The 22,135-nt window shown below is 62.5% G+C and carries 27 protein-coding genes and 1 pseudogene; 13 read left to right on the top strand and 15 right to left on the bottom strand.

Annotated features, from left to right (window positions below):
* Nucleotides 1–66: 66 nt before the first annotated feature.
* On the bottom strand, nucleotides 67–237 hold the full coding sequence (locus tag CQ13_RS44675; RefSeq protein WP_197427489.1) for a hypothetical protein: 171 nt from the start codon (nucleotides 235–237) through the stop codon (nucleotides 67–69).
* 377 nt (nucleotides 238–614) lie between these two features.
* Between CQ13_RS44675 and CQ13_RS30555 the strand changes: the two genes are divergently transcribed.
* The 3 genes from CQ13_RS30555 to CQ13_RS30545 are packed head-to-tail and all read left to right on the top strand — an operon-like array spanning nucleotide 615 to nucleotide 4,234.
* A complete protein-coding gene (locus CQ13_RS30555; protein ID WP_057846510.1) occupies nucleotides 615–2,876 on the top strand; it encodes a TonB-dependent siderophore receptor in 2,262 nt (753 codons plus the stop codon).
* Nucleotides 2,877–2,933: 57 nt separating this feature from the next.
* The gene (locus CQ13_RS30550) at nucleotides 2,934–4,037 is read left to right on the top strand and encodes a PepSY-associated TM helix domain-containing protein (protein WP_245309411.1); all 1,104 of its coding nucleotides are present in this window, start codon (nucleotides 2,934–2,936) and stop codon (nucleotides 4,035–4,037) included.
* On the top strand, nucleotides 4,034–4,234 hold the full coding sequence (locus CQ13_RS30545) for a hypothetical protein (protein ID WP_057846508.1): 201 nt from the start codon (nucleotides 4,034–4,036) through the stop codon (nucleotides 4,232–4,234). Before CQ13_RS30550 ends, CQ13_RS30545 begins: the two co-directional genes overlap by 4 nt.
* Here the strand turns inward: CQ13_RS30545 and CQ13_RS30540 are convergent.
* Both CQ13_RS30540 and CQ13_RS43570 read right to left on the bottom strand, forming a co-directional pair.
* Complete coding sequence (locus tag CQ13_RS30540; protein ID WP_057846507.1) at nucleotides 4,231–4,935, bottom strand: GrlR family regulatory protein; 705 nt, start codon at nucleotides 4,933–4,935, stop codon at nucleotides 4,231–4,233. The genes CQ13_RS30545 and CQ13_RS30540 overlap by 4 nt on opposite strands.
* 84 nt (nucleotides 4,936–5,019) lie before the next feature.
* Nucleotides 5,020–5,178, bottom strand: a complete 159-nt coding sequence (locus CQ13_RS43570) for a hypothetical protein (RefSeq protein WP_171579585.1) — start codon at nucleotides 5,176–5,178, stop codon at nucleotides 5,020–5,022.
* Nucleotides 5,179–5,306: 128 nt separating this feature from the next.
* Between CQ13_RS43570 and CQ13_RS30535 the strand changes: the two genes are divergently transcribed.
* Entirely contained in the window at nucleotides 5,307–5,750 is a 444-nt protein-coding gene (locus CQ13_RS30535; RefSeq protein WP_057846506.1) for a DMT family transporter, read from the top strand.
* 3 nt (nucleotides 5,751–5,753) lie between these two features.
* Here the strand turns inward: CQ13_RS30535 and CQ13_RS30530 are convergent, their stop codons facing one another.
* The 3 genes from CQ13_RS30530 to CQ13_RS30520 form a co-directional block, all read right to left on the bottom strand.
* On the bottom strand, nucleotides 5,754–6,440 hold the full coding sequence (locus CQ13_RS30530; RefSeq protein ID WP_057846505.1) for a substrate-binding domain-containing protein: 687 nt from the start codon (nucleotides 6,438–6,440) through the stop codon (nucleotides 5,754–5,756).
* Between the two features lie 6 nt (nucleotides 6,441–6,446).
* Nucleotides 6,447–7,151, bottom strand: coding sequence for a GrlR family regulatory protein (locus CQ13_RS30525; RefSeq protein ID WP_057846504.1), 705 nt, complete (start codon nucleotides 7,149–7,151; stop codon nucleotides 6,447–6,449).
* 188 nt (nucleotides 7,152–7,339) lie between these two features.
* A complete protein-coding gene (locus CQ13_RS30520) occupies nucleotides 7,340–8,377 on the bottom strand; it encodes a glutamine synthetase beta-grasp domain-containing protein (RefSeq protein WP_057846503.1) in 1,038 nt (345 codons plus the stop codon).
* A gap of 569 nt (nucleotides 8,378–8,946) precedes the next feature.
* On the opposite strand from CQ13_RS30520, the gene CQ13_RS30515 reads away from it, so the two are divergent.
* The gene (locus CQ13_RS30515) at nucleotides 8,947–9,147 is read left to right on the top strand and encodes a DUF2735 domain-containing protein (protein ID WP_057846502.1); all 201 of its coding nucleotides are present in this window, start codon (nucleotides 8,947–8,949) and stop codon (nucleotides 9,145–9,147) included.
* Between the two features lie 93 nt (nucleotides 9,148–9,240).
* Here CQ13_RS30515 and CQ13_RS30510 read toward each other — a convergent pair whose 3' ends face one another.
* Nucleotides 9,241–9,558, bottom strand: a complete 318-nt coding sequence (locus CQ13_RS30510) for an MliC family protein (protein ID WP_057846552.1) — start codon at nucleotides 9,556–9,558, stop codon at nucleotides 9,241–9,243.
* A gap of 86 nt (nucleotides 9,559–9,644) precedes the next feature.
* Here CQ13_RS30510 and CQ13_RS30505 point away from each other — a divergent pair.
* Nucleotides 9,645–10,391: pseudogene (locus CQ13_RS30505) on the top strand (tyrosine-protein phosphatase).
* Between the two features lie 109 nt (nucleotides 10,392–10,500).
* Here CQ13_RS30505 and CQ13_RS43565 read toward each other — a convergent pair.
* From CQ13_RS43565 to CQ13_RS30495, 3 genes are all read right to left on the bottom strand, one after another.
* Nucleotides 10,501–10,653: a hypothetical protein gene (locus CQ13_RS43565; protein WP_156433992.1), complete on the bottom strand. Its 153-nt coding sequence runs from the start codon at nucleotides 10,651–10,653 to the stop codon at nucleotides 10,501–10,503.
* 60 nt (nucleotides 10,654–10,713) lie between these two features.
* Complete coding sequence (locus CQ13_RS30500; protein ID WP_156433991.1) at nucleotides 10,714–11,052, bottom strand: hypothetical protein; 339 nt, start codon at nucleotides 11,050–11,052, stop codon at nucleotides 10,714–10,716.
* A gap of 199 nt (nucleotides 11,053–11,251) precedes the next feature.
* Entirely contained in the window at nucleotides 11,252–11,452 is a 201-nt protein-coding gene (locus CQ13_RS30495; protein ID WP_028346392.1) for a hypothetical protein, read from the bottom strand.
* A gap of 250 nt (nucleotides 11,453–11,702) precedes the next feature.
* Here CQ13_RS30495 and fabG point away from each other — a divergent pair, with 250 nt between their 5' ends.
* Nucleotides 11,703–12,383 carry a 3-oxoacyl-ACP reductase FabG gene (gene fabG / locus CQ13_RS30490; protein WP_057846551.1) on the top strand — a complete coding sequence of 227 codons (681 nt, stop codon included), beginning with the start codon at nucleotides 11,703–11,705 and terminating at the stop codon, nucleotides 12,381–12,383.
* Here fabG and CQ13_RS30485 read toward each other — a convergent pair.
* Nucleotides 12,380–13,093, bottom strand: a complete 714-nt coding sequence (locus CQ13_RS30485) for a hypothetical protein (RefSeq protein WP_063800183.1) — start codon at nucleotides 13,091–13,093, stop codon at nucleotides 12,380–12,382. The genes fabG and CQ13_RS30485 overlap by 4 nt on opposite strands.
* Nucleotides 13,094–13,285: 192 nt before the next feature.
* Here CQ13_RS30485 and CQ13_RS30480 point away from each other — a divergent pair, with 192 nt between their 5' ends.
* On the top strand, nucleotides 13,286–13,972 hold the full coding sequence (locus CQ13_RS30480; protein WP_057846499.1) for a DUF2161 domain-containing phosphodiesterase: 687 nt from the start codon (nucleotides 13,286–13,288) through the stop codon (nucleotides 13,970–13,972).
* Between the two features lie 142 nt (nucleotides 13,973–14,114).
* On the top strand, nucleotides 14,115–14,417 hold the full coding sequence (locus tag CQ13_RS30475; RefSeq protein WP_057846498.1) for a hypothetical protein: 303 nt from the start codon (nucleotides 14,115–14,117) through the stop codon (nucleotides 14,415–14,417).
* 91 nt (nucleotides 14,418–14,508) lie between these two features.
* Here the strand turns inward: CQ13_RS30475 and CQ13_RS30470 are convergent, their stop codons facing one another.
* Complete coding sequence (locus CQ13_RS30470) at nucleotides 14,509–15,141, bottom strand: GNAT family N-acetyltransferase (RefSeq protein ID WP_057846497.1); 633 nt, start codon at nucleotides 15,139–15,141, stop codon at nucleotides 14,509–14,511.
* A gap of 260 nt (nucleotides 15,142–15,401) precedes the next feature.
* Here CQ13_RS30470 and CQ13_RS30465 point away from each other — a divergent pair, with 260 nt between their 5' ends.
* From CQ13_RS30465 to CQ13_RS30455, 3 genes are all read left to right on the top strand, one after another.
* On the top strand, nucleotides 15,402–16,349 hold the full coding sequence (locus CQ13_RS30465) for an AraC-like ligand-binding domain-containing protein (RefSeq protein ID WP_430649723.1): 948 nt from the start codon (nucleotides 15,402–15,404) through the stop codon (nucleotides 16,347–16,349).
* 174 nt (nucleotides 16,350–16,523) lie between these two features.
* On the top strand, nucleotides 16,524–17,537 hold the full coding sequence (locus CQ13_RS30460; RefSeq protein WP_057846495.1) for a carbon-nitrogen hydrolase family protein: 1,014 nt from the start codon (nucleotides 16,524–16,526) through the stop codon (nucleotides 17,535–17,537).
* 28 nt (nucleotides 17,538–17,565) lie between these two features.
* Complete coding sequence (locus CQ13_RS30455) at nucleotides 17,566–18,615, top strand: phenylacetaldoxime dehydratase family protein (RefSeq protein WP_057846494.1); 1,050 nt, start codon at nucleotides 17,566–17,568, stop codon at nucleotides 18,613–18,615.
* A 2-nt stretch (nucleotides 18,616–18,617) separates the two neighbouring features.
* Here CQ13_RS30455 and CQ13_RS30450 read toward each other — a convergent pair whose 3' ends face one another.
* Nucleotides 18,618–19,016 carry a PaaI family thioesterase gene (locus CQ13_RS30450; protein ID WP_057846493.1) on the bottom strand — a complete coding sequence of 133 codons (399 nt, stop codon included), beginning with the start codon at nucleotides 19,014–19,016 and terminating at the stop codon, nucleotides 18,618–18,620.
* 124 nt (nucleotides 19,017–19,140) lie between these two features.
* Here CQ13_RS30450 and CQ13_RS30445 point away from each other — a divergent pair, with 124 nt between their 5' ends.
* On the top strand, nucleotides 19,141–19,929 hold the full coding sequence (locus CQ13_RS30445; protein WP_057846550.1) for a cobalamin-binding protein: 789 nt from the start codon (nucleotides 19,141–19,143) through the stop codon (nucleotides 19,927–19,929).
* Between the two features lie 115 nt (nucleotides 19,930–20,044).
* On the opposite strand, the gene CQ13_RS30440 is transcribed toward CQ13_RS30445, so the two are convergent.
* Both CQ13_RS30440 and CQ13_RS30435 read right to left on the bottom strand, forming a co-directional pair.
* Nucleotides 20,045–21,322, bottom strand: coding sequence for an ArgE/DapE family deacylase (locus CQ13_RS30440; protein WP_057846492.1), 1,278 nt, complete (start codon nucleotides 21,320–21,322; stop codon nucleotides 20,045–20,047).
* 57 nt (nucleotides 21,323–21,379) lie between these two features.
* Nucleotides 21,380–22,105, bottom strand: a complete 726-nt coding sequence (locus tag CQ13_RS30435; protein WP_057846491.1) for a pyridoxamine 5'-phosphate oxidase family protein — start codon at nucleotides 22,103–22,105, stop codon at nucleotides 21,380–21,382.
* Between the last annotated feature and the right edge of the window lie 30 nt (nucleotides 22,106–22,135).

Below are 22,135 nucleotides of genomic sequence, written 5' to 3'. Positions count from 1 at the left end.
GGGAACTAGCCTGATGGGCAGGCCGCTGGAGTTTTCGCCTCGAACGCGAGCCTTCCCGCTTCGGCACTATGCCGTGTGTCCGGGATCGATGTGCTTTGGCGTCTTCTTCTCCCGTTGAGGTGTCATCCTCGCAGGATCGGGGGCGCCAGGCACGCCGCGCGGTCCGAGCTGCTCTCGCTGAATATCGTCTTCCGACTTCTCGGGCTCGACGCCATTGGGCTCGCGATTTCGGGTCATGGCTGAATGCTACTCCAAGCACAAGCTCCGGCGTTAAAGCCGACGGGCACTCTTGAACATTCGCTGCCGGAACGTTCTCCTTCGAACATCAGCTCCACGCTGTTAATACATCAGCAGAACACCGGTTCCTATTCCCGATCTGGCGCACACTGTGGAACCAGCATTGCAGCATGTCTCGCGTCACAGCTCCCAAGTGTCGATGCTGGATCAATCAATCATCGGGCGTTTGCTAGAAATTTTCTAAGAGCCTCTCTAAGAACCATTCCATTAGAGGAATCGTAATACCTCGCGTATGCGTCACCGCGTTGCGCTGGCCGACTTCCTGAAGGCGCGGCGTGAGCGCTCGCAGGTTGGGGTGAACCTTGAAGTCTCGTGATTTGTTCCGGGTCGCCGCGTTGGCGACCGTGTCCGTATTGGCGCTGTGGCCGCAATCGACGTTCGCACAGTCAAGTTCTTCGTCGCAATCCGGGGCGCAGTCGTTACCTCCCGTCGTCGTCGCCTCGCCGGAGGCTCGCCGTCGCGCCGCAGCGCCGCAACGGCGCCAAACACGGCGTGCAACGCAGGCAGCTCAATCCAACAGACCGCAGCCGCAGCGCGGCGTCGGCTTCGTCGAAAACCCGCGCGGGGCCGTCCAGGGTTATGTCGCCGGCCGCTCGATGGCGGGCACCAAGACCAACACGCCGATCATGGAGACGCCGCAGTCGCTTTCGGTGATCGGCAGCGAACAGATTCGCGACCAGAAGCCCGGCAAGTTCGACGAGATCCTGCGCTACACGCCGGGCGTCGTCGCCGGGACGTTCGGCGCCGACACCCGCAACGACTGGTTCCTGATCCGCGGCTTCAAGTCGGAGGACGTCGGCCTGTTCCTCGACGGGCTGCAGCTCTTCTACACGTCGTATGCGAGCTGGAAGCTGCAGCCGTTCAACCTCGCACGCGTCGAGGTGCTACGCGGCCCCTCCGCCGTGCTCTATGGTGGCTCCAGCCCGAGCGGCATCGTCAATGCGGTCAGCAAGCTGCCGCCGGCGGAGCCGATCCGCTATCTCGAGACCGGCGTGAACAATTTAGGCAACGCCTATCTATCTTTCGATTTTGGCGGCCCGGTCGCAACGCAACCGGAGAACGGAAAACTGTTCTATCGTGTGGTCGGCCAAGTCCAGAACGGCGGCACGCAGGTCGATTTCACGCCCGATAACAACTACTTCATCGCGCCATCCGTCACCTACAAGCCGGATGCTGACACGACATTCACCGTGCTGGCTTCAGCGTCGAAGACGGATACGCGAGGCATTAATTTCCTGCCCTATGTCGGAACGGTGGTCGATGCACCCTTTGGGCGGATCCCGACAAAACTGTTCGTCGGCGACCCCGGCGTCGATACGTTCAAGCGCGAACAGGAGATGATCGGCTATCAGTTCGAGCGCAACCTCTCAGACAGCGTCACATTCCGGCAGAACGCCCGCTACGCGCACGTTGACATCACCTATCGCGGTTATGTCGGCAACAGCTATACCAACATCGCCACGGGCGACATTGGTCGCTACAATTGGTACGCAAAAAATACTGCCAACCAAGGCAATCTAGACAACCATTTGGAGTATCGTTTTGACACCGGCCCCGTGCAGCACACGATGCTGTTCGGACTCGACCTGAAAAGCTATCGGATCGACGACTATCAGATCTTTGCCTTTGGCGGCGTGCCCTCGATCAACGTGTTCAATCCGGTCTACGGTGTCGGCGACATACCGTTCACGGGCGCGCCGTTCCGCAATTTCCTCCTGACCCAGAATCAACTCGGCACCTATATTCAGGACCAGATCAAGTTCGGCGGCTTCACGCTGGTGTTGAGCGGCCGCAATGACTGGGTATCGACCAGCCAGGGCGATCGTCCGACCGGCGCCACGCTGACCAACCGCGAGGACAGCAAGTTCAGTGGCCGTGCCGGCTTGATCTACAATTTCGCCAACGGGCTCGCGCCCTATGTCGCCTACGCGACAAGCTACAATCCGATCATCGGCCTCAACGCGTCGAACCAACTGTTTCTGCCGGAAACCGGCGAGCAGGCCGAGATCGGATTGAAGTTTCAGCCCAACGGCTTCGACGGCCATTTCAGCATTGCCGTGTTCGATCTGAAGCGGCAAAACGTGCCGACGACAGTCCCGGGCATCACGCCGGTTCTTCAGAACCAGACCGGTGAGGTCACCTCGCGCGGTCTCGAGCTGGAGGCCGTAGCCGATCTCGCACCCGGCCTGAAGTTGGTTGGCGCGTTCACCACCTACGATCTCTTTATCAGCAAGGACGCAGATCCGGCGCTGCTCGGCCTGACGCCGACCAACACGCCACAACAAGTTGGATCCGTCTGGGCTGACTACACCTTCCAGGAGGGACCGTTGAGGGGCTTTGGCTTTGGTGGCGGCGTGCGCTACGTCGGCAAGTCCTTCGCCAATGCCGCGAATACGCTTGTGGTTCCTTCGGTCGTGCTCGGTGACGCGACGATCCATTACGAATGGCAGAACTGGCGCGCAGCGCTGAATTTCATCAACATCGCCGACAAGACTTACGTCGCAAGCTGCGCGTCCGATACGTCCTGCTTCTACGGCGATCGCCGCCGCGTAACGGCCAGCCTCGCCTACAAATGGTAGCGCGGGCGCAATCGGTAGGAGGCAGCCCTGAAAGCCAGAACCGTTCGCATCTGGTCGGTGGTCCACACCTGGAGCAGCCTGATATCGACGCTGTTCCTGCTGCTGCTGTGCATCACCGGCCTGCCCCTCATCTTCCATCATGAGATCGATGAGCTGCTCGGCTACGATCCGAAGCCCGAGATCGCACAGCCGGGCGCGGTGAAACGGAGCATCGACGAGATCGCCCGCACGGCGCTTGCGAACGATCCCGGTCGCGTCCTGCAATATATCTTGTGGGACAAGGACGAACCGAACACGGTGGTCGCCTTCACCAACAACAAGGTCGACGGCGATCCGGATGCCGCGACGCTCAGGGCGTATGATGCACACACCGCCAAGCCGCTCGGCTCGGTCGGTGGCGGGCCGATGCTGATCTTTCTGAAGCTCCACGTCGATATGTTTGCCGGCCAGCCTGGCAAGCTGTTCCTCGGCGCCATGGGATTCCTATTCCTGGTCGCCATCGTCTCCGGCGTGGTGTTGTACTGGCCGTTTACGCGGCGGCTGAGTTTCGGCACCCTCAGGGACAAGTCGCGCCGCATTGCCTGGTTCGATTGGCACAATCTTCTGGGCGCCGTAACCATCGCATGGGCGCTGGTGGTCGGCGCTACCGGCGTCATCAATACACTTGCGGAAGTGATGCTGAGCCAGTGGAAAGCCAACGAAATCGCCGACATGGTCAAGCCTTACGCGGGCAAGCCGCCGCCGGTTCATCGAGCTTCGCTCGATACAACGATCGAAAGAGCGCGGACGACGGCGCCGGGCATGAACATCTCCTTCATTGCCTTTCCCGGCACCCCATTCACGAGTTCGCATCATTTCGCGGTGTTCATGCGCGGCGACACGCCGTTGACATCGCGCCTGCTCAAACCAGTGCTGCTCGATGGCGAAACCGGAGAAGTCTCCGACGCGCGCGATCTTCCGGTCTATCTCAAGGTACTGCTCGTGTCGCAGCCGCTGCACTTCGGTGATTATGGCGGCATGCCGTTGAAGATCATCTGGGCCCTGCTCGACATCATGACCATCGTCGTCATCGTCAGCGGGCTCTATCTGTGGATCGTCAAACGCCGCAAGCATCGCAGCCACGCGATAGCGGGGCAGCCTTCCCTGCAGCCGTCGCGATGACCGTCGCCCGCAAATCGCGATCCAGCGGCAATTGGTGGACCGTATACGGCGGTCCGCTGCTGATCGGCGTGCTGTCGGTCGCTGGGCTATTAAGCGCGCTATTGTCCGAGGGACCCGGCCGCTATTTTTCCTGGCTCGCGCTCGGCGCGCCCGTTGCGCTCACCGTGTGGTTTTTCGCGCGACGCAAGCGTGACTAAGCGGGCCGCATCAGCTTGAGCGTCGCGGCCAGCCGCAAGCTGCGCTTTCCGGCCAACGCAATGGCTTCGAGTTCAGCCCCCGCTTCGTCGCAGGTGCCGGTAAAGCCGATGCCCACCTCATGGCCGCCGAACACAGGGTTTTCGCCCTTCGCCGGCGTATGCTCCTGGTTCAGGATCTCACCCTTCCAGCGGCCGTCGGCCGAAGCATAGGACCCAAGGTAATAGAAAAAAGCGTCGCCGCCGAGAATGCGGCCGTCCAGCAGCAGCATGACGCCGGACAGACCGGCCTCGATACCGTCGAGCGCGCGGAGCTGGAGGGAATAGAGGCCATTGACAATGCCGCCCGGCCCGACGGTGCCGACCGGCGGCAGCGCTTCGTCGTCGAGCCGGGTCAACTCGGCCCAGAACAAGGCGCCAGGCCGCGGCGCGGCGCTGCCTTCAAAACGAATCTTGTTGCCCTGCAGCCTGCCACGCACGCTGATGGCGGCGACGTCGGTGTCCATCAGCGGCTTGTAGTGAGGGTCGTCATTGTGACGCTGGGTGATGACCTCGCCGATAATTTCCCCAGCCGTCTCCTGATAAGTGCCGAGATGGGCAAAGGCGGAATTGCCGCCCAACAGCTTGCCATTGTGCATGCACATGACGCTGCGGCCGAACGCGTCGTTCACGCCGTACTCGACCTTGTAGAGCCCGTTCAGCAACGAAGATGTCCTGCACCTATCGAATCCGTCCGCCGGGCTTAGCACCGCCGCCGCAATGGAACCAGCGCGCGTTTTATCGCAGTTTCAATGCCGTTTGAAATACTGCACGGCGCGTTCGTGCTTTTCCGCCGCCGCACGCGATTTGAAGGTTCCGAGGTTACGGCGCTTGCCGGTTTTCGGATTGATTTTGCGGGAATAGAGCCGGTATTCGCCCGATTGCAGTTTTCGGATCATGGCCAGCACCACTTTTCCTGCGAGCCTCGTCCGCAATAATGACGCCACCGGTCCCCTTGTTCCGCTCCGGCTATTCGCGTTGTCTGGCCCTGCAATGCCGGGATCGTTCGGCTGGATGGAATGAACGGGGGGATCACGTGCAACATTTCTTCCTCTATCTCCTTGCGCTCGGGGCTGGCGTCAGCGTCGCGACCCAGCAGGTGCTCAATGGCAGTCTGCGCACGGCGCTGGGCTCGCCGGCCTGGGCGGGGCTGATCAGCTATGCGGGCGGCCTCATCACCATGATCGTCGCGGTGATCGCGCTCGGCGAGCGCGTGCCGTCCTGGAAAACAATGGTCGATGTGCCGTGGTATGCGTGGTCCGGCGGCGTGTTCGGCGCTGCCTTCATCCTGCTGGCGATCCTGTTGTTGCCCTCGCTCGGCGCAGCGACGCTGTTTGCGCTGGTCATTGCCGGCCAGGTGCTCGCTGCGGTCACGCTCGACCATTTCGGCGCGTTCGGGCTGACGCCGCATCCCGTGAGCGCCGCGCGGTTCGCAGGCGCAGTGCTGTTGATCGCCGGTGTCGTCTTGATCCGGGATTGAAATTCAGGGCTCGAGCCCGCTCTCGCGCAACGCCGGTGCGACCGCAGGCGACGCAAGAAATCGCAGCAGCCGGTCCGCTTCGGCCGGCTTGTTGCTCGCCACCATACGCCCCGCGGAAAACACCGCGGGCGTTTGCAGTTGGCGTGGAATGGCTCCAACCACCTCGATGCCGCCGACCTGCTTCAACTCGCTGATCTGCTGGACAGCGAGATCGGCCTCGCCGGTCACCAGCTTTTCGGCGGTAAAGCCCTGCTGGATGATCTGCGCCCTCGCATTGACCTCGGAGGCAATGCCGAGTTGCTCGATCATTTTTGCGAACAGAATGCCGCTGGCGCCGAGCCGCGAATAGGCCACCGAGCGCGCGCCGAGTAGCGCCACGCGCAGCGCCGTCTCCGTCGCGATATCGGGATGGGCCGTCCCGGCCCTCACGGCGATGCCGACAAAGGAGCGGGCCAGGTCCACGCAAGTCTCCGGGACCACCCGCCCCTCGCGCGCGACTTCGTCCAGCCCCTCACGGGTCAGGATGACGACATCCGCGGCCTCGCCCGCGCGCAGCCGGTCCAACAGCGCCAGTGTGGGCGCGAAATCGGCGTCGATGCGTGCGCCTCCGGCCGCCCGATACTGGCCGGCCAGGCTTTGCACGGCGCCCTTCAACGCCAGCGTCGAGAGCATGCGCACGGTATCAGCCATCGGCCGCTATACCCGGCGCATCAGCTTGAGCACCGCGGTCATTCGAAGGCTGCGCTTGCCGGCAAGCGCGGTCGCCTCCAAGAGCGCGCCTTGCTCGTCGTAGGAGCCGGAAAAGCCGATGCCGACTTCATGGCCGCCGAAGATGGGGTTCTCGCCCATGGCGGGCGTGTGCTCCTGATTGAGAATCTGGCCTTTCCAGCGGCCGTTCTCCGAGGTGTACGTGCCGAGATAGTAGAAGGATGCGTCGCCGCCGAGGATGCGCCCGTCATTGAGCAGCATCACGCCGGTCAGGCCGCCCTCGACGCCGTCGAGCAGGCGTACGTGGATGGAATAGAGGCCGTTGACGATGCCGCCTTTGCCGACGCTGCCGGCGATCGGGATGGCCTCCTGCTCGATCGGCGTCATCACCGAACGGAACGCCACGCCGGGCAACTCCTTCAAGCCCCCTTCGAAGCGGTAGAGATTGCCGTCCGCCCTGCCCTTCGCCAGCAGCGTGGCATCGTCGGTGCCGGCCATCGCGCGGTAATTCGGGTCCGGGTTGTGGCGCACGGTCTGGATCACGATGTCGACGCCATCGTCCCGCGTTTCGTAACTGCCGATATGGGCAAAGGCGGAATTGCCGCCCAGCATCTTGCCGCCGCGCGCATACATCACGCTGCGGCCGACCGCCGCGCCAAGCTGAAACCTGACTTTGTAAAATCCCTCAAACAATGCCGTCACCCCGGCAAACCCGGCTAGTTGTCTAGCGCGGTTCGTGACGCAGGGGAACGGCCTTGAACGGTCGTATTTGCGTCAAACCCATCAAGACAGCGGTGTCATCAAAACGCAATGATCCGCCAAGGCGGTACCCTGGCGGATCAGCTTTGCAACCGGGAAGCCCGGACTGTATCGTCGGTCCCTTAGGCCGCGGCGGCCTTGGCGCCGGTTGGGACTTCCGCGATCGTCTTCAAGATCTGGGACGCGATCTGGTAGGGGTCGCCCTGCGAGTTCGGGCGGCGGTCTTCCAGATAGCCCTTGTAGCCATTGTTGACGAAGGAGTGCGGAACGCGGATCGAGGCGCCGCGGTCAGCCACACCGTAGCTGAACTTGTTCCAGGGCGCGGTCTCGTGCTTGCCGGTCAGACGTTTGTCGTTGTCCGGGCCGTAGACGGCAATGTGGTCCATGAGATTCTTCTCAAAGGCAGCCATCAGCTTCTCGAAGTATTCCTTGCCACCGACTTCGCGCATGTACTTGGTCGAGAAGTTGGCGTGCATGCCCGAGCCGTTCCAGTCGGTATCGCCGAGTGGCTTGCAGTGGAATTCGATGTCGATGCCGTAGCTCTCGGTCAGGCGCAGCATCAGGTAGCGTGCCATCCACATCTGGTCGGCAGCGGTCTTGGAGCCCTTGCCGAAGATCTGGAATTCCCACTGGCCCTTCGCCACTTCGGCGTTGATGCCTTCGTGGTTGATGCCGGCGGCTAGGCAGAGGTTGAGATGCTCTTCCACGATCTTGCGGGCGACATCGCCAACGTTCTTGTAGCCAACGCCGGTGTAGTACGGGCCCTGCGGACCCGGATAACCGTCCGAGGGAAAGCCGAGCGGACGGCCGTCCTTGTAGAAGAAATATTCCTGCTCGAAGCCGAACCAGGCGCCTTCATCGTCGAGGATGGTTGCGCGCTTGTTCGAGGGGTGCGGGGTCTTGCCGTCGGGCATCATGACTTCGCACATCACCAGCGCGCCGTTTTCCCGAGCTGCATCCGGATAGACGGCGACCGGCTTCAGCACGCAATCGGAGCTGTGGCCTTCGGCCTGCATGGTGGACGAGCCGTCGAAGCCCCACAGCGGAAGCTGTTCGAGCGTCGGGAACTTGTCGAATTCCTTGATCTGCGTTTTGCCGCGCAGACTCGGCGTCGGCGTATAGCCGTCGAGCCAAATATACTCGAGCTTGTACTTGGTCATTGAGCCTCTCTTGAGTTGCTATGAAATGCGGAAAACCGAAGCCTTGAATTCTGGATTTTGACGCCCAGCCCCCGGAGGTCTCCGCATACGTGTACCCGGCCACGTCAGGCCACTTGTTTCTAAGCATTTAACGTGCCAATCGCTGCAGTGCGGCAACGGTCATCCACAGCGCGGGCCGGCGGCCGCCCAAAATAGAAGCTGCGACATAGGAGCGCGGCCGGCTCCCAAATCGGGCGGTCTAGGGGCGGACTTGCGAACTGAATCCAGCCCATTTTCCCGGCATTTTCGCTTCGCTGCCGCCAAACGCTTAAAGGTGCGGCATCCTTTTGAGGCGCCCACGTGGGATGCCGACTCCGCCGAGCAACCATCCTGCCGGCCAACGCGTTAGGCACGCGGTCGCTGCCTCGCAGGAAGCAGCATCGAAAGTGCCCACAAAATAGCCAGCACCTGCCGTTCTCTTGGTCACTTGCACCCGCCCGGGACACCGACAATATCGCCTTACGTAACCACTAGAGAACGAGTCGGGCGCACCATGGAGGCTCGCGCGTCGATAGAAGGAGACTGCAACGATGCATCCGAGTTTGAATCACGGGTCAGCCACGATCTACCAATTCCCAGCCGGGGGCCGGGCGGCTCTCGGGGGACGTCGCTATGGCGAGACCAAAGCCGTGACCGAGTTTGCGGCCCAGCCGGTCAACCTCGCGGACTGCTGCGATAGCTGGTACCACGCCGCGGCGATCGAGGATGCCAAGAGCGAGCGGGATCACTGATGCCTGGGAGGTGTTTGGCAGGGACGCGCCGGACAAACGAGGCGCGGACGGAGAACTAGAAGAGGGTCGGAACGAAATCGTTTCGGCCCTTTTTCATGTCTGCTGGCACGTCGTGGTCCGCCGCCTGGCGTGCTTGAGGGTGGTGATGCCAGCTTTGGTGATCCGTAAGGTCACGCCCTTCCCCTGGTAACGCGACCCTGACAGGGTCCAACGCTTGGGCAGCGTCACCGCCTTGCCGTCGAGTTGTAGATGGGCACGCTTGTCGTATTGAAAAAATCCAACCGTGAACTGCGAGCCGTCGGCGCAACGATAATTCTGGAAGCTGGACTGCGCCGATGCCTGTGAGGGCATGGTTGCAACCGCGGCGAAGCCTAGCGCCGCGCCAAAAATCGTGATGTTCCGCCGATTCATGCTTCGCCCTCTTGCGAGTTCAGTATAGACGAGACGGGGCCGAACGAAACCCATCCCTTGTTCTCCGTCCGAACCCTTGCTGCACGATGTCAGATCCCCCTGCCCGCCATTTCAATCTTGCCGGCGCCAGCAACTTTCGCGATCTCGGCGGCTATCCCACAAGCGACGGCCGGATCGTACGCTGGCGACAGATTTTTCGCTCCAACCATCTTGGCCATCTCACCGAAGGCGATGTCTCCGTCCTGCGGGAGCTGGGCGTCCGCAGCGCGTTCGATTTTCGCGGCTCCGAGGAGCGCGCCGCCGCCCTATGCGGCATGTCCGAGATATCAGTTCATTCGCTGCCGGTTGAGCCGACGGTGGTCGCGGCGCTGCGCGCCATCGCGGCCGCCGGCACGCCGCTGTCGACGGACCACGCCGTCGAGGTGATGCGCGATTCCTATCGCAACTATGTGCAGAAGAATACGCAGCACTTCCGGACGCTGTTCGCGCATTTGCTGGAAGATCGCGCGCCGCTGGTGATCCATTGCACCGCCGGCAAGGACCGCACCGGCTTTGCGTGCGCGCTGATCCTGCATACGCTCGGCGTTTCCGAAGACATTATCTCGGAAGACTATCTGCTGACCAACCGCTTCTACCGCAGGGACCCCAATCACAGCAGCGACCTGCCCGAAAACGTCAAGCAGGTGCTGGGCTCGGTGCAGGCCTGATTTCTCGCCGCCGCCTTCGAGGCCATCGACGCCGACTACGGTGATCTCGAAAGCTATCTCCGCGATGGCCTTGGTCTCGGCAAAGCTGAACGCGCCCACCTCGAAGCGCGCTATCTGCAGCGCTGATTTCATAGCGTTTTCGGGCGAAGTGGATTCCGGTTCGCGTGAAGAAAACGCGTCAAAACAAAATGAGAGCCCGGTTCTGATTCAATCAGAACCGGGCTCTCATCCGCCTTCACCTCACCCGCTGCATCGACACGACCTGCGCGGACAGCTTGCCACCTCTCGCCCTGACGTTGACCTGCACCTTGTAGTCGTTGCTGGTTTCGCCCTTGGGCGCATAGAACATCGCGGTAAAGCGCACGCGGCCGCGCGCATCAAGTGTCACCGGCAGATCCATGCACTCGGAATGAATTGCCCTGGCGGTTTCGCGGCGGCAGCCTTGCCGTCATGACAGGCTCGACCAAGGCAGATCGAGCTTGGTCGCCGCCGCACCGTGTATCAGGTAATAGGCAAAGGAATCGCTCTCCCAACGACTGTTCGCCACCTCGACGACGGCCCGGCTGTCCGGCGACCAGGCCGCAATCAGTTCGTAGCGGTTCGCCCGGATTTCACCCGTCTCCCAATGGGTACCGCTGAGTGTGGTCAGCACCGCGCCATCGGTGACACGGATCAGGACGTTTTCGACGTCGGCGGGAACATCCTGGCCGGATGGCAAGCCCTGCGCGCTGCGCCAGGCAAAGGCGTAATTCTTCGAGGGCGAGATGGTGTCAGCGAAGACGCGCATCGCGTCCTTCCCCCCGCCGCATACGAGGCTGCCATGTTGATCGGCGACGCAGGCCTGCGCATAGGCGCCAGCCATTGGCTGAACGCACAATGCGAGGAGCGCGAGTCGAAATGCCAGATCGCGACGCATGGCGCCATCTTATCTGGTAGACGCCCGCCGTAAAGCGAGCCGGAGCGGCCCGGAAGGCGGCGCTTACGGCTCAGGCCGCCGCTTCCATTTCCAGTTCGGCGTCGAGATCGGCGATGACGTCCTCGAACGCCGAGATTGCCTGCTGGATCGCTGCGATCTGCATCAATTCCCAGCTCGAGACCGGACCGCTGCGATTCTGCAGCGCTACAACGAGGTCGCGCCGCTGCTCCTTAAGCTGAACAAGCGGTAAACCGTGATCCGGCAAACCCATGACAAATCCCCCTGCCTTCTTGTTGGAGTCCTGTTGTACCGAATGGATTCTGCAATCGGCTTACAGAACTCCGGCAAATTTTATCGATTTTCACCCTATTCCGCCGTCGTACGTAGCTCGCCACCTCCGGCCAGACGTGGGCCGCGACAATTTGGGCTGGCGAGACCAACGGTCATGCAGAAATTCGCCGCATTGGAATTGAGAATCTCCTGATAGGGTGCGCTCCCTCATCCGCATGCGGAGGCCCTTCATGGACGGAAAAGTCATTGTCGTGACGGGCGCGCTCGGTGCGCTCGGCCGCGTGGTCGTGGACGAAGCGCTGGCGTTGGGAGCAAGAATTGCGAGCGTCGACCATGCCCCGACGCAAGTCCCGGCCACGGCGGACCTGTTCGAACTCGGCGGCGTCGACCTCACCGATGCCGCGGTAGCCAAAAAAGCCATCAACGCCGCCGCCGTGCATTTCGGCAAGCTCGACGCGCTGATCAACATCGCCGGCGGCTTTGCCTTCGAGACGGTGGCGGAGGGTGATCCCAAGACCTGGCAACGGATGCACGCGCTCAACGTCATGACCGCGCTCAACGCCTCGCGCGCGGCGATCCCGCATCTCGCCGCATCGGGCGCGGGCCGCATCGTCAATATCGGCGCGATGGGCGCGCTGCAGGCAGGCAGTGGCATGGGCGCCTACGCCGCCTCAAAAGCCGGCGTACACCGCCTCACCGAGGCGCTCGCCGCCGAGCTCAAGGGCAAGATCACGGTCAATGCCGTGCTGCCGTCGATCATCGACACCGCGGCCAATCGTGCCAGCATGCCGAACGCCGATTTCACCAAATGGGTGACGCCGAAGGAACTAGCCGACGTGATCCTGTTCCTCGCCAGCGACGCCGCAAGCGCCGTCACCGGCGCGCTGCTGCCGGTGAACGGGAGGGTTTAGCCCTCCACATCCACCAGTTTTCGCAGCACCGCCTTGAAGCGGATGCTGCGCTTACCGGCGAGCGCGGTGGCTTCGCCTTCCGCACCGTCGCGGTCATACGTGCCGGAAAAGCCGATGCCGACTTCATGGCCGCCAAACACCGGCCGTTCGCCCTTGGCCGGGGTATGCTCGCGGCTGACGAGCTCGCCCTTCCATCTGCCGTTCGCCGACGTGTACGCGCCGACATAGTCGAAGAACGCGTCGCCGCCCCTGATGCGGCCGTCCTGCAGCATCATGACACCGGTGCTGCCGGCATCGATCCCGTCGAGCATACGGATGTGGATGGAATACAGTCCGTTTCCGATCCCGTCAGGGCCGACCGCACCGGGAGGTGGCGCGTCGGTATCATCGATAGGGCTCAGAACCGTCGTGAAATGGATGCCGGGCAAGGCCGCGCTGCCGCCCTCAAAATGAAACTCCTCGCCGCGGGGCGCGCCCCTGAAATTCATCACGGCATGTTCAACTTCGAACATCGGAACGTATTTGGGATCGTGATAGTGGCGCGACATCGTAACCTCGCAGGTGACAATGCCATCGGCTTCGGTGAAGTGACCGACAAAGGAAGAGCCGGAATCGCCGCCATACAGTCTGCCGCCCGAGGTCGCAAACATCACGCCGCTGCCCGTGCCGCGCGCCGTGGTGAAGCGGAATTTGTATAGCCCTTGCAACACGCCTACTCGCTGTGGGAGCGGCAAATGCCTGTTGACCCGCGAACGATCAATTCGCAGGTTCCCTCAAATTGCCGCTGGCCTTGTCCCCGCTCCGACAATAGCCGCTCCGGGGCTATCCGATCAAACGCTTTGCCGGAATTGGGCTAGGCTCGGCGTGTTGAGTCGCGGCAGCCAGCGCCGCCGGAGCCTGCCTTGGAAACCGCACTTTATCTTCCCGTCAAACGCTTCCTCGAAAAGCTCGGCTTCACCGTCAAAGGCGAGGTCGGCGGCTGCGATCTTGTGGGGCTGAGTGGCGACGATCCGCCGATCGTGGTGATCGGCGAACTGAAGCTCTCCTTCAATCTGGAACTGATCCTGCAGGCGGTCGATCGCGCCGGCGCTGCCGACGAGGTCTGGCTTGCGGCTAAATTATCCGCCCGCGGCAAGGGCCGCGAAAGCGACGCGCGGTATCGTAACCTGTGCCGCCGGCTTGGCTTCGGCATGCTCGCTGTCACCAATACCGGCGATGTGGAAGTACTCGTCAAGCCGCCGACATCAGCGCCCCGCCGCGATCCCAAAAAGCGCTCGCGGCTGATCGCGGAGCACCAGAAGCGCAAGGGCGATCCCGTCATGGGTGGATCGACGCGCGCGCCGATCATGACGGCGTACCGTCAGCAGGCGCTGGCCTGTGCCTCCGCGCTGTCAGGCGGGCCGCGGCGCGTCAGGGATTTGCGGGCGGAGATTCCCGATGCCGGAAAAATCCTCTTGCATAATGTTTATGGCTGGTTCGATCGCGCCGAGCGCGGCATCTACGTGCTGACTGATGCCGGCCATGCCGCGCTGAAGCGCTGGCCGCAACAGCCGCTGGATCTGGCTGTCGCCGGCAATCCCTCGCCATGATGGCAAGCACGGTGACGCCGAACCGTACAGCGCTACCGGACTTGAAAGATGTTAGACGCATGGCTGTATTGCCGAGCGAAATTCATATTGCAATGCAACATTAGGGCACCTAGGTATCTCCGCAATCAAATGCGAGGCGCCTATGAGCGAAGACTGGAACACGAAATACGGCACACGACGTGTTCGGCGGGATCCGCCGACGCTAGAGGAGGCAATCTTCGCCGCGGTGGGGATCACCGACGATCAGCAGCAGCAGGCGGAAATCGCCGCCGCGCTGATGGGCCTGCCTTATGAGGAAGTGCTGGCTGAAGTGAAGAAGACCGGCCGTGCGCTGGCACGATCGGCCACCCGCGTCATCACAGGCGAGCAAGGCGCACAGCGTTCGGTCGTGGTCGAGCGCCGCGTCGTCAGGCGTTTTGGCAATGACAAGCGTACCGGCACCTGACAAGCCGGCGATTATCTGAATTGCGCCGAGAATTGCCCAAGGAATTGCCCAACGCTTTGGGCAATTCTCGAGATTGAACGTACGGATCGCCCTAAGACGCCCCCCACTCGGACGGGGCGGTCCCGGCCATACGAAGCAACATTCGCCGATAAGCGCGGTTGAAAGCCACCACCCCTCGCGTTGCATTCAGCACGCTCTCGATCCAGGACGTCGCAAGTTCGGCCTGATCATACTTCGTCAGATCGATCGTGCCGGTGGATTCGCCGTGGCGGAACACAAGCTGCGCGCCAAACTTGCTGGCGAGCGCGCGCATCGCCTCGTTCTGCGCGCCGGTAGTGATCCGCAGGCTTTTATAGCCCTTGGCGCGTGCTTCCTTGATCAGCTTGCGGAACAGGATGCTGCCGACGCCGCGACGCCGCACGGACGTTTCGACGCTGAAAGCGATCTCGGGAAGCGAATCCGGTGACTGGTCCGGCGGATGCAGCTCCGCCGCTCCGCGAACCACGCCGTTTTCAAAGAAGGCGATGATCGTCGTGCCGTCATCGGCGCATTTTTCGGCGTAGCGCTCGATGAAGCTGTCGTCCATGAAGCCATGGAAACGATCGCGGCGGCTGGTGCGGTCGAGCCGCAGCAGGTGATCGCGCAATAGCGGCAGTTCTTCCTGCTGGCTCAGCGTGCGCACGCTGCTATCGGCAAGCGCAGCCGCAATAACGGTGAGGTACATAGTCCAAAACTCCTCTGAGAAAACCCTCGAGGAGGCGTCGAATCCCTAGGCCACCTATATTGTGCGGCGCAGCATCGAATTCAAGACCGGATCGCTCCGTATACTGCCTTAAATAACGGCAGCATTTCCAGCAATTTAGCCGGCCGACCATTAACCAATTGTTAAGGTTCGTCACCCGGCGCAAAGTGGGCATGGACCTTGCTTATTTTTGAATACGCCAAGCCCAGGCAACGCACCCGGATGGTTCGTGGAGACCCATTGTGGCTGTCATGCTCGACACGAGATCTTGCCTTCCGGAGCGCCGGCTTGCGGTGTGGCAGGACATCGTGTGCGACACCTTCGTCGGGCTCGACTGCAAATCGGACATGCGCGGCGCGTTTTGGGGCTCGGTGTCGCAATCCAGAATTGGACAGATCGCGCTCACGGAGGTCGATTCCACGGCACAGCGGGTATTCCGCACGCCGTCGCGAATAGCCCGCGCCAGCGAAGATTTCGTGCTGATGGCGCTGAGCAACAATGGCGTGAACGGCGTTTTCCAGGATGGCCGCGAGGCTGTCGTCTCGGCGGGACAATTCGTCATTTACGACACCACCCGCCCCTACGAGCTGCGCTTCGACGACAGCTTTTCGCAGACGATATTTCAGATGCCGCGCAAACTGCTGCAACAACGCGTCGGCTCATTCGATAGTCTGACCGCGACGACGTTTGCAGGCGATCGTCCGCTCGAACGGCTGACATATGATTTCGCGCGCAATGTGAGCAAGACCATCGAGCTCGTTGATCCCGCCGCCGCAACGCGCCTGCTCGACCAGGCGCTCGACCTGCTCGCGATGACGCTTGCCGAAAGGCTGCATGCCCGCTTGCCGGACCAGTCCGCCCACCGGTCGGCGCTGCTCTATCGCCTCAAGAACCATATCCTGACGCATCTTTCCGATCCCGAATTATCGCTGCCGCGCGCTGCTGCGGCGGTCGGAATCTCGCCGCGTTATGCCAGCGATCTGATGGCCGCCGAACAGTCCTCGTTCCGCAGCTATGTGCAGGCGCAACGGCTGGAGCGCTGCAAGCGAGATCTTGCCGACCCCGCCTACCAGGCCCGGCACATCGGCGAGATCGCCTTCGCCTGGGGCTTCAACGACCTCGCCCATTTCAGCCGCATCTTCAAGCAGCGCTTCGGCATCTCGCCGCGCGAATGGCGCGAGCATAAATAACGCCTCCCGCCCCTCTCCTTCCCCGTCGCGCGCACGCATCTGACGCTGCCGCGCGCGCTGTCCGCCTGCCGGTTTAGACAAGTTTTCGTTCCGCCGCGGACAAGCGGCACGCGCTGCCATGGCTGTAGGCTCGGGGTCAGCGAGTGTCAGTCATCACTGCGGGAGGATGATGCGATGGGTCTGGTTCATCAGAAATACAAGGTGGCGGTGGTCCAGGCGGCGCCGGTTTTTCTCGATCTCGACGCAACCGTGGACAAGACGATCGCGCTGATCGAAGAGGCCGCCGCGCAAGGCGCCAAGCTGATCGCGTTTCCCGAGACCTTTATTCCCGGGTACCCATGGCAGATCTGGCTCGGTGCGCCTGCCTGGGCGATCGGCCGCGGTTTTGTGCAGCGCTACTTTGACAACTCGCTCGCCTTCGACAGCCCACAGGCGGAAAAGATCTGCCGAGCCGTCAAGCGCGCCAAGCTAACGGCCGTGCTCGGGCTGTCCGAACGCGACGGCGGAAGCCTCTATATCGCGCAATGGCTGATCGGGCCTGACGGCGAGACCATCGCCAAGCGTCGAAAGCTGCGGCCGACCCATGCCGAACGTACCGTGTTCGGTGAGGGCGATGGCAGCGATCTCGCCGTCCACGACCGCACCGACGTCGGACGGCTCGGTGCCTTGTGCTGCTGGGAGCATCTGCAGCCGCTGTCGAAATACGCGATGTACGCCCAGAACGAACAGGTCCATGTCGGCGCCTGGCCGAGTTTTTCGCTGTACGATCCGTTCGCGCATGCGCTCGGCCATGAGGTCAATAACGCCGCCAGCAAGGTCTATGCGGTCGAAGGCTCGTGCTTCTTCCTCGGCCCCTGCGCTGTCGTTTCGCAGGCCATGATCGACGAACTCTGCGACACCCCCGAAAAACATGCCTTCCTGCACGTTGGCGGCGGTCATGCCGTGATCTACGGGCCGGACGGTAGTTCGCTGGCCGAGAAACTTCCGCCCGACCAGGAAGGCATTCTGTACGCCGACATCGACCTCGGCATGATTGGGGTAGCGAAGAACGCCGCCGATCCGGCCGGGCATTATTCGCGGCCCGACGTCACGCGGCTGCTGCTCAACACTACGCGCGCCAACCGCGTCGAGCATTTCTCGCTTCCTGTCGATGCCGAGGTCATGAGCGAAATCAGGCTGCAGGCCTGACGCATTCATTCGGATAAGGAGCAGGCCGATGGAATCCGCGATCCCTGCACATCTGCAAACCGCACGAACCCGCCACCGCCGCGTCGGCGACGATTATGCGCCGCCCTACCCGTCCTTCGTGGCGCGGCACAAGCCGAGCGTGACGCGGGTGGTGATGGCCTATTTCGGCCTCCAGACTCGCGGCGCGCCCTCGACCGCCGCAGAGCAGGCGCTGATCCGGCTTGCATCGGAGTTCTCCGCCGCGGACGGCCCAACGCACTGGGACCGCGCGAGCTATATCGACGAGGCCGGCTTCACCAATCTCGTCACCGTGGCCTACTGGGACGACCGGCAAAAATTCGATCGCTGGTTTCCCACCATGCGCGAGCGCTGGACCGGCGAGCAGCGGACCAATAACGGGTTTGGTACCTTCATCGAGGCGCTTTACCCATCCGTCGAGGGCTATGAGACGCTGTTCTCTTCGCTCGGAAGGCCCGAAGGCGTCGCCGTTCTCGCCGACGGCATGAGCGGCGAGGTTTTGGAGCATGCCTATTGGGGCGGCATGCGCGATCGCATCCCGTTGTCGCAAACCAGCGAGATGGCGGCGTCGGGCTCGGCATGCGCGATCCGAGACGGCACGCGCATCCGGATCATCCCGCATGACAATATCTGCCTGATCCGGTCGGGCCAGGATTGGGGCGATACCGAAGCCACTGAGCGCAAGATGTACCTCGACGATGTCGAGCCGGTGCTGCGCGAAGGCATGGATTTCCTCCGCGACCAGGGACGTTCGATCGGCTGCTACGCCAACCGTTACATGACGGTCTTAGGCCCCGACGGCGTAGCGACCGAAAAGTCCTACGGCATGAGCTGGTGGAAGAGCCTGTCCGCGCTGGAGCGCTGGGCTGAATCGCATCCGACCCATGTCAGGATATTCGGCGCCGCCATGAAGTACCTGTCGGCCCTGGGACCGGCCGCAAAACTGCGGCTGTACCACGAGGTCACCGTCGCCCGCGCCGACGAACAGCTTTTCGAATATGCGGAGTGTCATCCGCAAACCGGAATGCTGAACGCCGTGCAGACGGTGGAGATGGCCTGAGGCTACAGCACCATCTGGGTTTGCGTGACGACCGCAACCAGCCTGCCGTCCTCGGTCTCCAGTCGCGTCTGCCAGACTTGCGTGCGCCGTCCCCGATGCACTGGCGTCGCGGTGGCGATCACCGTCGAGCCTTCCTTGGCGCCGCCGATAAAATTGGTTTTGCTCTCGATCGTGGTGGTGCCCTTGGCATCCTCGGGCAGATTGATGACGGTCGCGGCAGCGCCGACTGAATCCGCAAGGGCCATGATCGCGCCGCCGTGAATTGTGTTCCGCAGCGTACAGAGGTCCGGCCGCACCAGCATCCTGGCGACCACCCGATCCATTCCGGCTTCCGTGAAGGTTACTCCCTTCAGTTCCGCAAACGGCATCTTCATCGACTGGATTTTTTCGAGCGGCGTCATTCGTCCTCCGGCTTTTCTTTGAAGTGATTTCCTGAACAGAATGGAGGCTGCCGGTAAATCAGGCAATGACCTCCGAGGTAATGGCGGCCGTGACATGGCGCGCGGAATTCGGCATACCGTCGGCATGCGCTACTTCCCGCCCCGCCGGATCGTCTGCCTGACCGAGGAGACCGTGGAGACGCTGTACCTGCTCGGCGAGCAGGACCGCATCGTCGGTGTCTCCGGCTATGCGGTGCGCCCGCCGGGCGTCCGTCGCGAGAAGCCGCGGGTCTCGGCCTTCATATCGGCAGACATTCCAAAGATTCTGGCGCTTGAGCCCGACCTCGTCCTCGCCTTCTCTGATCTGCAGGCAAACATCGTTGCCGACCTCGTGCGCGCGGGCGTCGCCGTCCATGTCTTCAACCAGCGCGACATCGCGGGCATCCTCGCGATGATCCGGACGCTGGGGGCTATGGTCGGTGCGGCGGAGCGTGCCGATCAGCTCGCCAGAAGTTTCCAGGAGCGGCTCGCGCGGATCGCAGCAGCGCCCCGCGCCTCGCCCAGGCCGAGGGTGTATTTCGAGGAGTGGGACGATCCGCTGATCTCCGGCATCGGCTGGGTTTCCGAACTGATCGAGATCGCCGGCGGCGAGGACGCGCTGCCGAAGCTGCGGTTTCAGCAGGCGGCCAAGGACCGGATCATTTCGCCTGATACGGTGCGTGACGCCGCGCCCGAGGTGATCCTCGCGTCCTGGTGCGGCAAGAAAGTCGTGCCCGACCGCATCCGGCAGCGTCCGGGCTGGGGCGGGATTCCGGCGGTGCGCAACAATCGCATTGTCGAAATCAAGTCGACGATAATCCTGCAGCCGGGACCGGCGGCGCTGACGGACGGGCTCGATGCCATCGTGAAGGCGTTGTGGGCGGAGCAGCCATGAACTCTCCGCAGTCATTGCGAGCGAAGCGAAGCAATCCATCGGGCCGCGCACGCTGAAGCATGGATTGCTTCGTCGCTTTGTTCCTCGCAATGACGGGGTGAGGCCGGCAGCGCGGCTACACCTTCTCCACCCCGCACCATTCCGCAATGAACAGCGCGGTGGCTTTGGTCGACTTTCGCAGCGAGTCCAGCTCGACATACTCGTTGAAGCCGTGCATCGCGGCGCCCTTCGCGCCGAAGCAGAGGCTCGGGATGTTGTAATTCAACCCGTAGAACCGGGTATCGGTCAGCGCGGTGAACGCGCGATCCGGCACCGCGCCGCCATAGACAGCGTCGAACGCTTTTGCGAAAGCGGCTTCCGGCTCAGTCGAGTTCGTCAGTTCATAACCCTCCGACAAAAAGCCCGACCATTCGACCTGAGGCGGGTTGTTGGAGAGGAATCGGTGATCGCGCGCCGCCGCCGACACGCAGGCCAAAATCTCCTTCTGGCATTCGGCGATCGACCAGCCCGGCAGGACCGCGATGCGACAATCGACGTCGCACCAGGCCGGTACGCTGGAGGCCCAGTCGCCGCCCTTGATGATGCCGGGGTTGAAGTTGAGCGGATGGGCGAGCGCCTTGAAATGGCGGTCCGCCTTGGCGCGCTCGTTCCAGTCGGCCTCGAGCTTCTGCAGCGCGTGGATCAAATGATACGCCGCCATGATTGCGTTGGCTCCGGCGCCGGCCTCGAACACGTGCACTGGGAAGCCGCGCACCTTCAGGCGAAACCAGATCACGCCGACCTGCGAGCGCACCATGGTCTCGCCCGTCGGCTCCGGGATGAAGCATGCGTCCGCGCGATAGCCGCGCTGCAACGTCGAGAGCGCGCCGACGCCGGTCGACTCCTCCTCGATCACCGACTGAAAGTGGATGCGCGCCGTCGGCTTCAGCCCTGCGGCCTTGATTGCATCCAGCGCATAGAGCGCGCCGATGGTGCCGGATTTCATGTCGCAGGCCCCGCGGCCGTACATCTTGCCGTCCTTGATGGCGGGCGAGAACGGCGGCGTCTCCCACATGTCGAGGGGACCTGCCGGCACCACGTCGCAATGGCCCTGCAGGATCAGCGATTTGCCGGCATTGTTCGCGGGACGATACGTACCCACCACCGTGCGCGCCTTGGAAAAATCATGCTCGATCGGACCGAAGCCGCGCAGATTCTTCAAATCCTCGACGTCGATATGCCAATCGTCGACCTCGTAGCCACGTTGGCGCAGGAGATCGCCGATCATGTCCTGACACGGCCCCTCGGCGCCGCGGGTCGAGGGGATCGCAACGAAATCCTTTGTCGTCGCCAGTTGGGCATCAAAGCCGGCGTCGACGGCGTCGAGGATTCTTTGTTGCGTATCGGTCGTCATGCGGCAGCTCCAGTAAAGGAATTTCAGGAAGTCGGGAGTGCGCACCCTACCCCGATCTCAGCCGCCGGCGTAATGCGCAAAATGCGCATCCCGCAATGCATCTTCGAGCAGGCGGCCTTCTGAATAGCCGCTCAGCGAGGTCGGCCGCTCGACGCCGTCGAGAAGCCGCGGACAGGGTTCCGGCCGGCCCAGCACCGTCCGCACCGGAATACGCTCGGCATAAACAGGCAGCTCATAGTCCTCCTCGTCGTCGGCGACACCCTTTGACCTGATCTTGGCGGACGCCTGCTCGATTTCCATCGCGATCACCGATGTCGCCTTGATCTCCTGCGCCGTGCTTTGCCTTAACGTCGCGGTCCGATCGGGAAAGAATCGGTCGACCATGGCGACGAGCGCGCGCTCCTTCTCCACCGGATCGGTGACGAGATAGGCGGTGCCGAAGGCCATCACGGCGCGGTAGTCCGCCGAATGGTTGAATCCGCAGCGGGCCAGCACCAGGCTGTCGAGATGCGCAACCGTGAGGCAGACCCTCTCGCCCTCGGACTGGTTTCGCAGCATGCGGCTGGCGCTGCTGCCATGCCAGTACAGCCTGCTCCCTTCCCGCCAGAAGAATGTCGGCGTGCAATAGGGCTGGCCGTCGATCACGTAGGAGACGTGGCACAGCATCGAGGCGTCGAGCAGGCTGTGCACCGTGGCGTGGTCGTAGAAGCCGCGATCATGACGGCGCTTCACCTGGTTGCGCGGCGATAGCGGATACACATCGGCAGTCACGGCTTCGGTCACGGCAGCTCCTGTTGGATCGGTGAGCGATCG

It is taken from the genome of Bradyrhizobium retamae, from assembly GCF_001440415.1.
GTDB lineage: Bacteria > Pseudomonadota > Alphaproteobacteria > Rhizobiales > Xanthobacteraceae > Bradyrhizobium > Bradyrhizobium retamae.
This window is presented reverse-complemented; position numbering and strand designations above follow the sequence as displayed.

Bases quoted from the DNA above. Each gene is read 5' to 3' on its own strand.
- CQ13_RS44675 (WP_197427489.1), bottom strand. From the start codon at position 237: ATGACCCGAAATCGCGAGCCCAATGGCGTCGAGCCCGAGAAGTCGGAA.
- CQ13_RS30545 (WP_057846508.1), top strand. From the start codon at position 4,034: ATGACCGTCGCCCGCAAATCGCGATCCAGCGGCAATTGGTGGACCGTA.
- CQ13_RS30530 (WP_057846505.1), bottom strand. From the start codon at position 6,440: ATGGCTGATACCGTGCGCATGCTCTCGACGCTGGCGTTGAAGGGCGCC.
- CQ13_RS30520 (WP_057846503.1), bottom strand. From the start codon at position 8,377: ATGACCAAGTACAAGCTCGAGTATATTTGGCTCGACGGCTATACGCCG.
- CQ13_RS30515 (WP_057846502.1), top strand. From the start codon at position 8,947: ATGCATCCGAGTTTGAATCACGGGTCAGCCACGATCTACCAATTCCCA.
- CQ13_RS30510 (WP_057846552.1), bottom strand. From the start codon at position 9,558: ATGAATCGGCGGAACATCACGATTTTTGGCGCGGCGCTAGGCTTCGCC.
- CQ13_RS30500 (WP_156433991.1), bottom strand. From the start codon at position 11,052: ATGCGCGTCTTCGCTGACACCATCTCGCCCTCGAAGAATTACGCCTTT.
- CQ13_RS30495 (WP_028346392.1), bottom strand. From the start codon at position 11,452: ATGGGTTTGCCGGATCACGGTTTACCGCTTGTTCAGCTTAAGGAGCAG.
- fabG (WP_057846551.1), top strand. From the start codon at position 11,703: ATGGACGGAAAAGTCATTGTCGTGACGGGCGCGCTCGGTGCGCTCGGC.
- CQ13_RS30475 (WP_057846498.1), top strand. From the start codon at position 14,115: ATGAGCGAAGACTGGAACACGAAATACGGCACACGACGTGTTCGGCGG.
- CQ13_RS30470 (WP_057846497.1), bottom strand. From the start codon at position 15,141: ATGTACCTCACCGTTATTGCGGCTGCGCTTGCCGATAGCAGCGTGCGC.
- CQ13_RS30460 (WP_057846495.1), top strand. From the start codon at position 16,524: ATGGGTCTGGTTCATCAGAAATACAAGGTGGCGGTGGTCCAGGCGGCG.
- CQ13_RS30455 (WP_057846494.1), top strand. From the start codon at position 17,566: ATGGAATCCGCGATCCCTGCACATCTGCAAACCGCACGAACCCGCCAC.
- CQ13_RS30450 (WP_057846493.1), bottom strand. From the start codon at position 19,016: ATGACGCCGCTCGAAAAAATCCAGTCGATGAAGATGCCGTTTGCGGAA.
- CQ13_RS30445 (WP_057846550.1), top strand. From the start codon at position 19,141: ATGCGCTACTTCCCGCCCCGCCGGATCGTCTGCCTGACCGAGGAGACC.
- CQ13_RS30440 (WP_057846492.1), bottom strand. From the start codon at position 21,322: ATGACGACCGATACGCAACAAAGAATCCTCGACGCCGTCGACGCCGGC.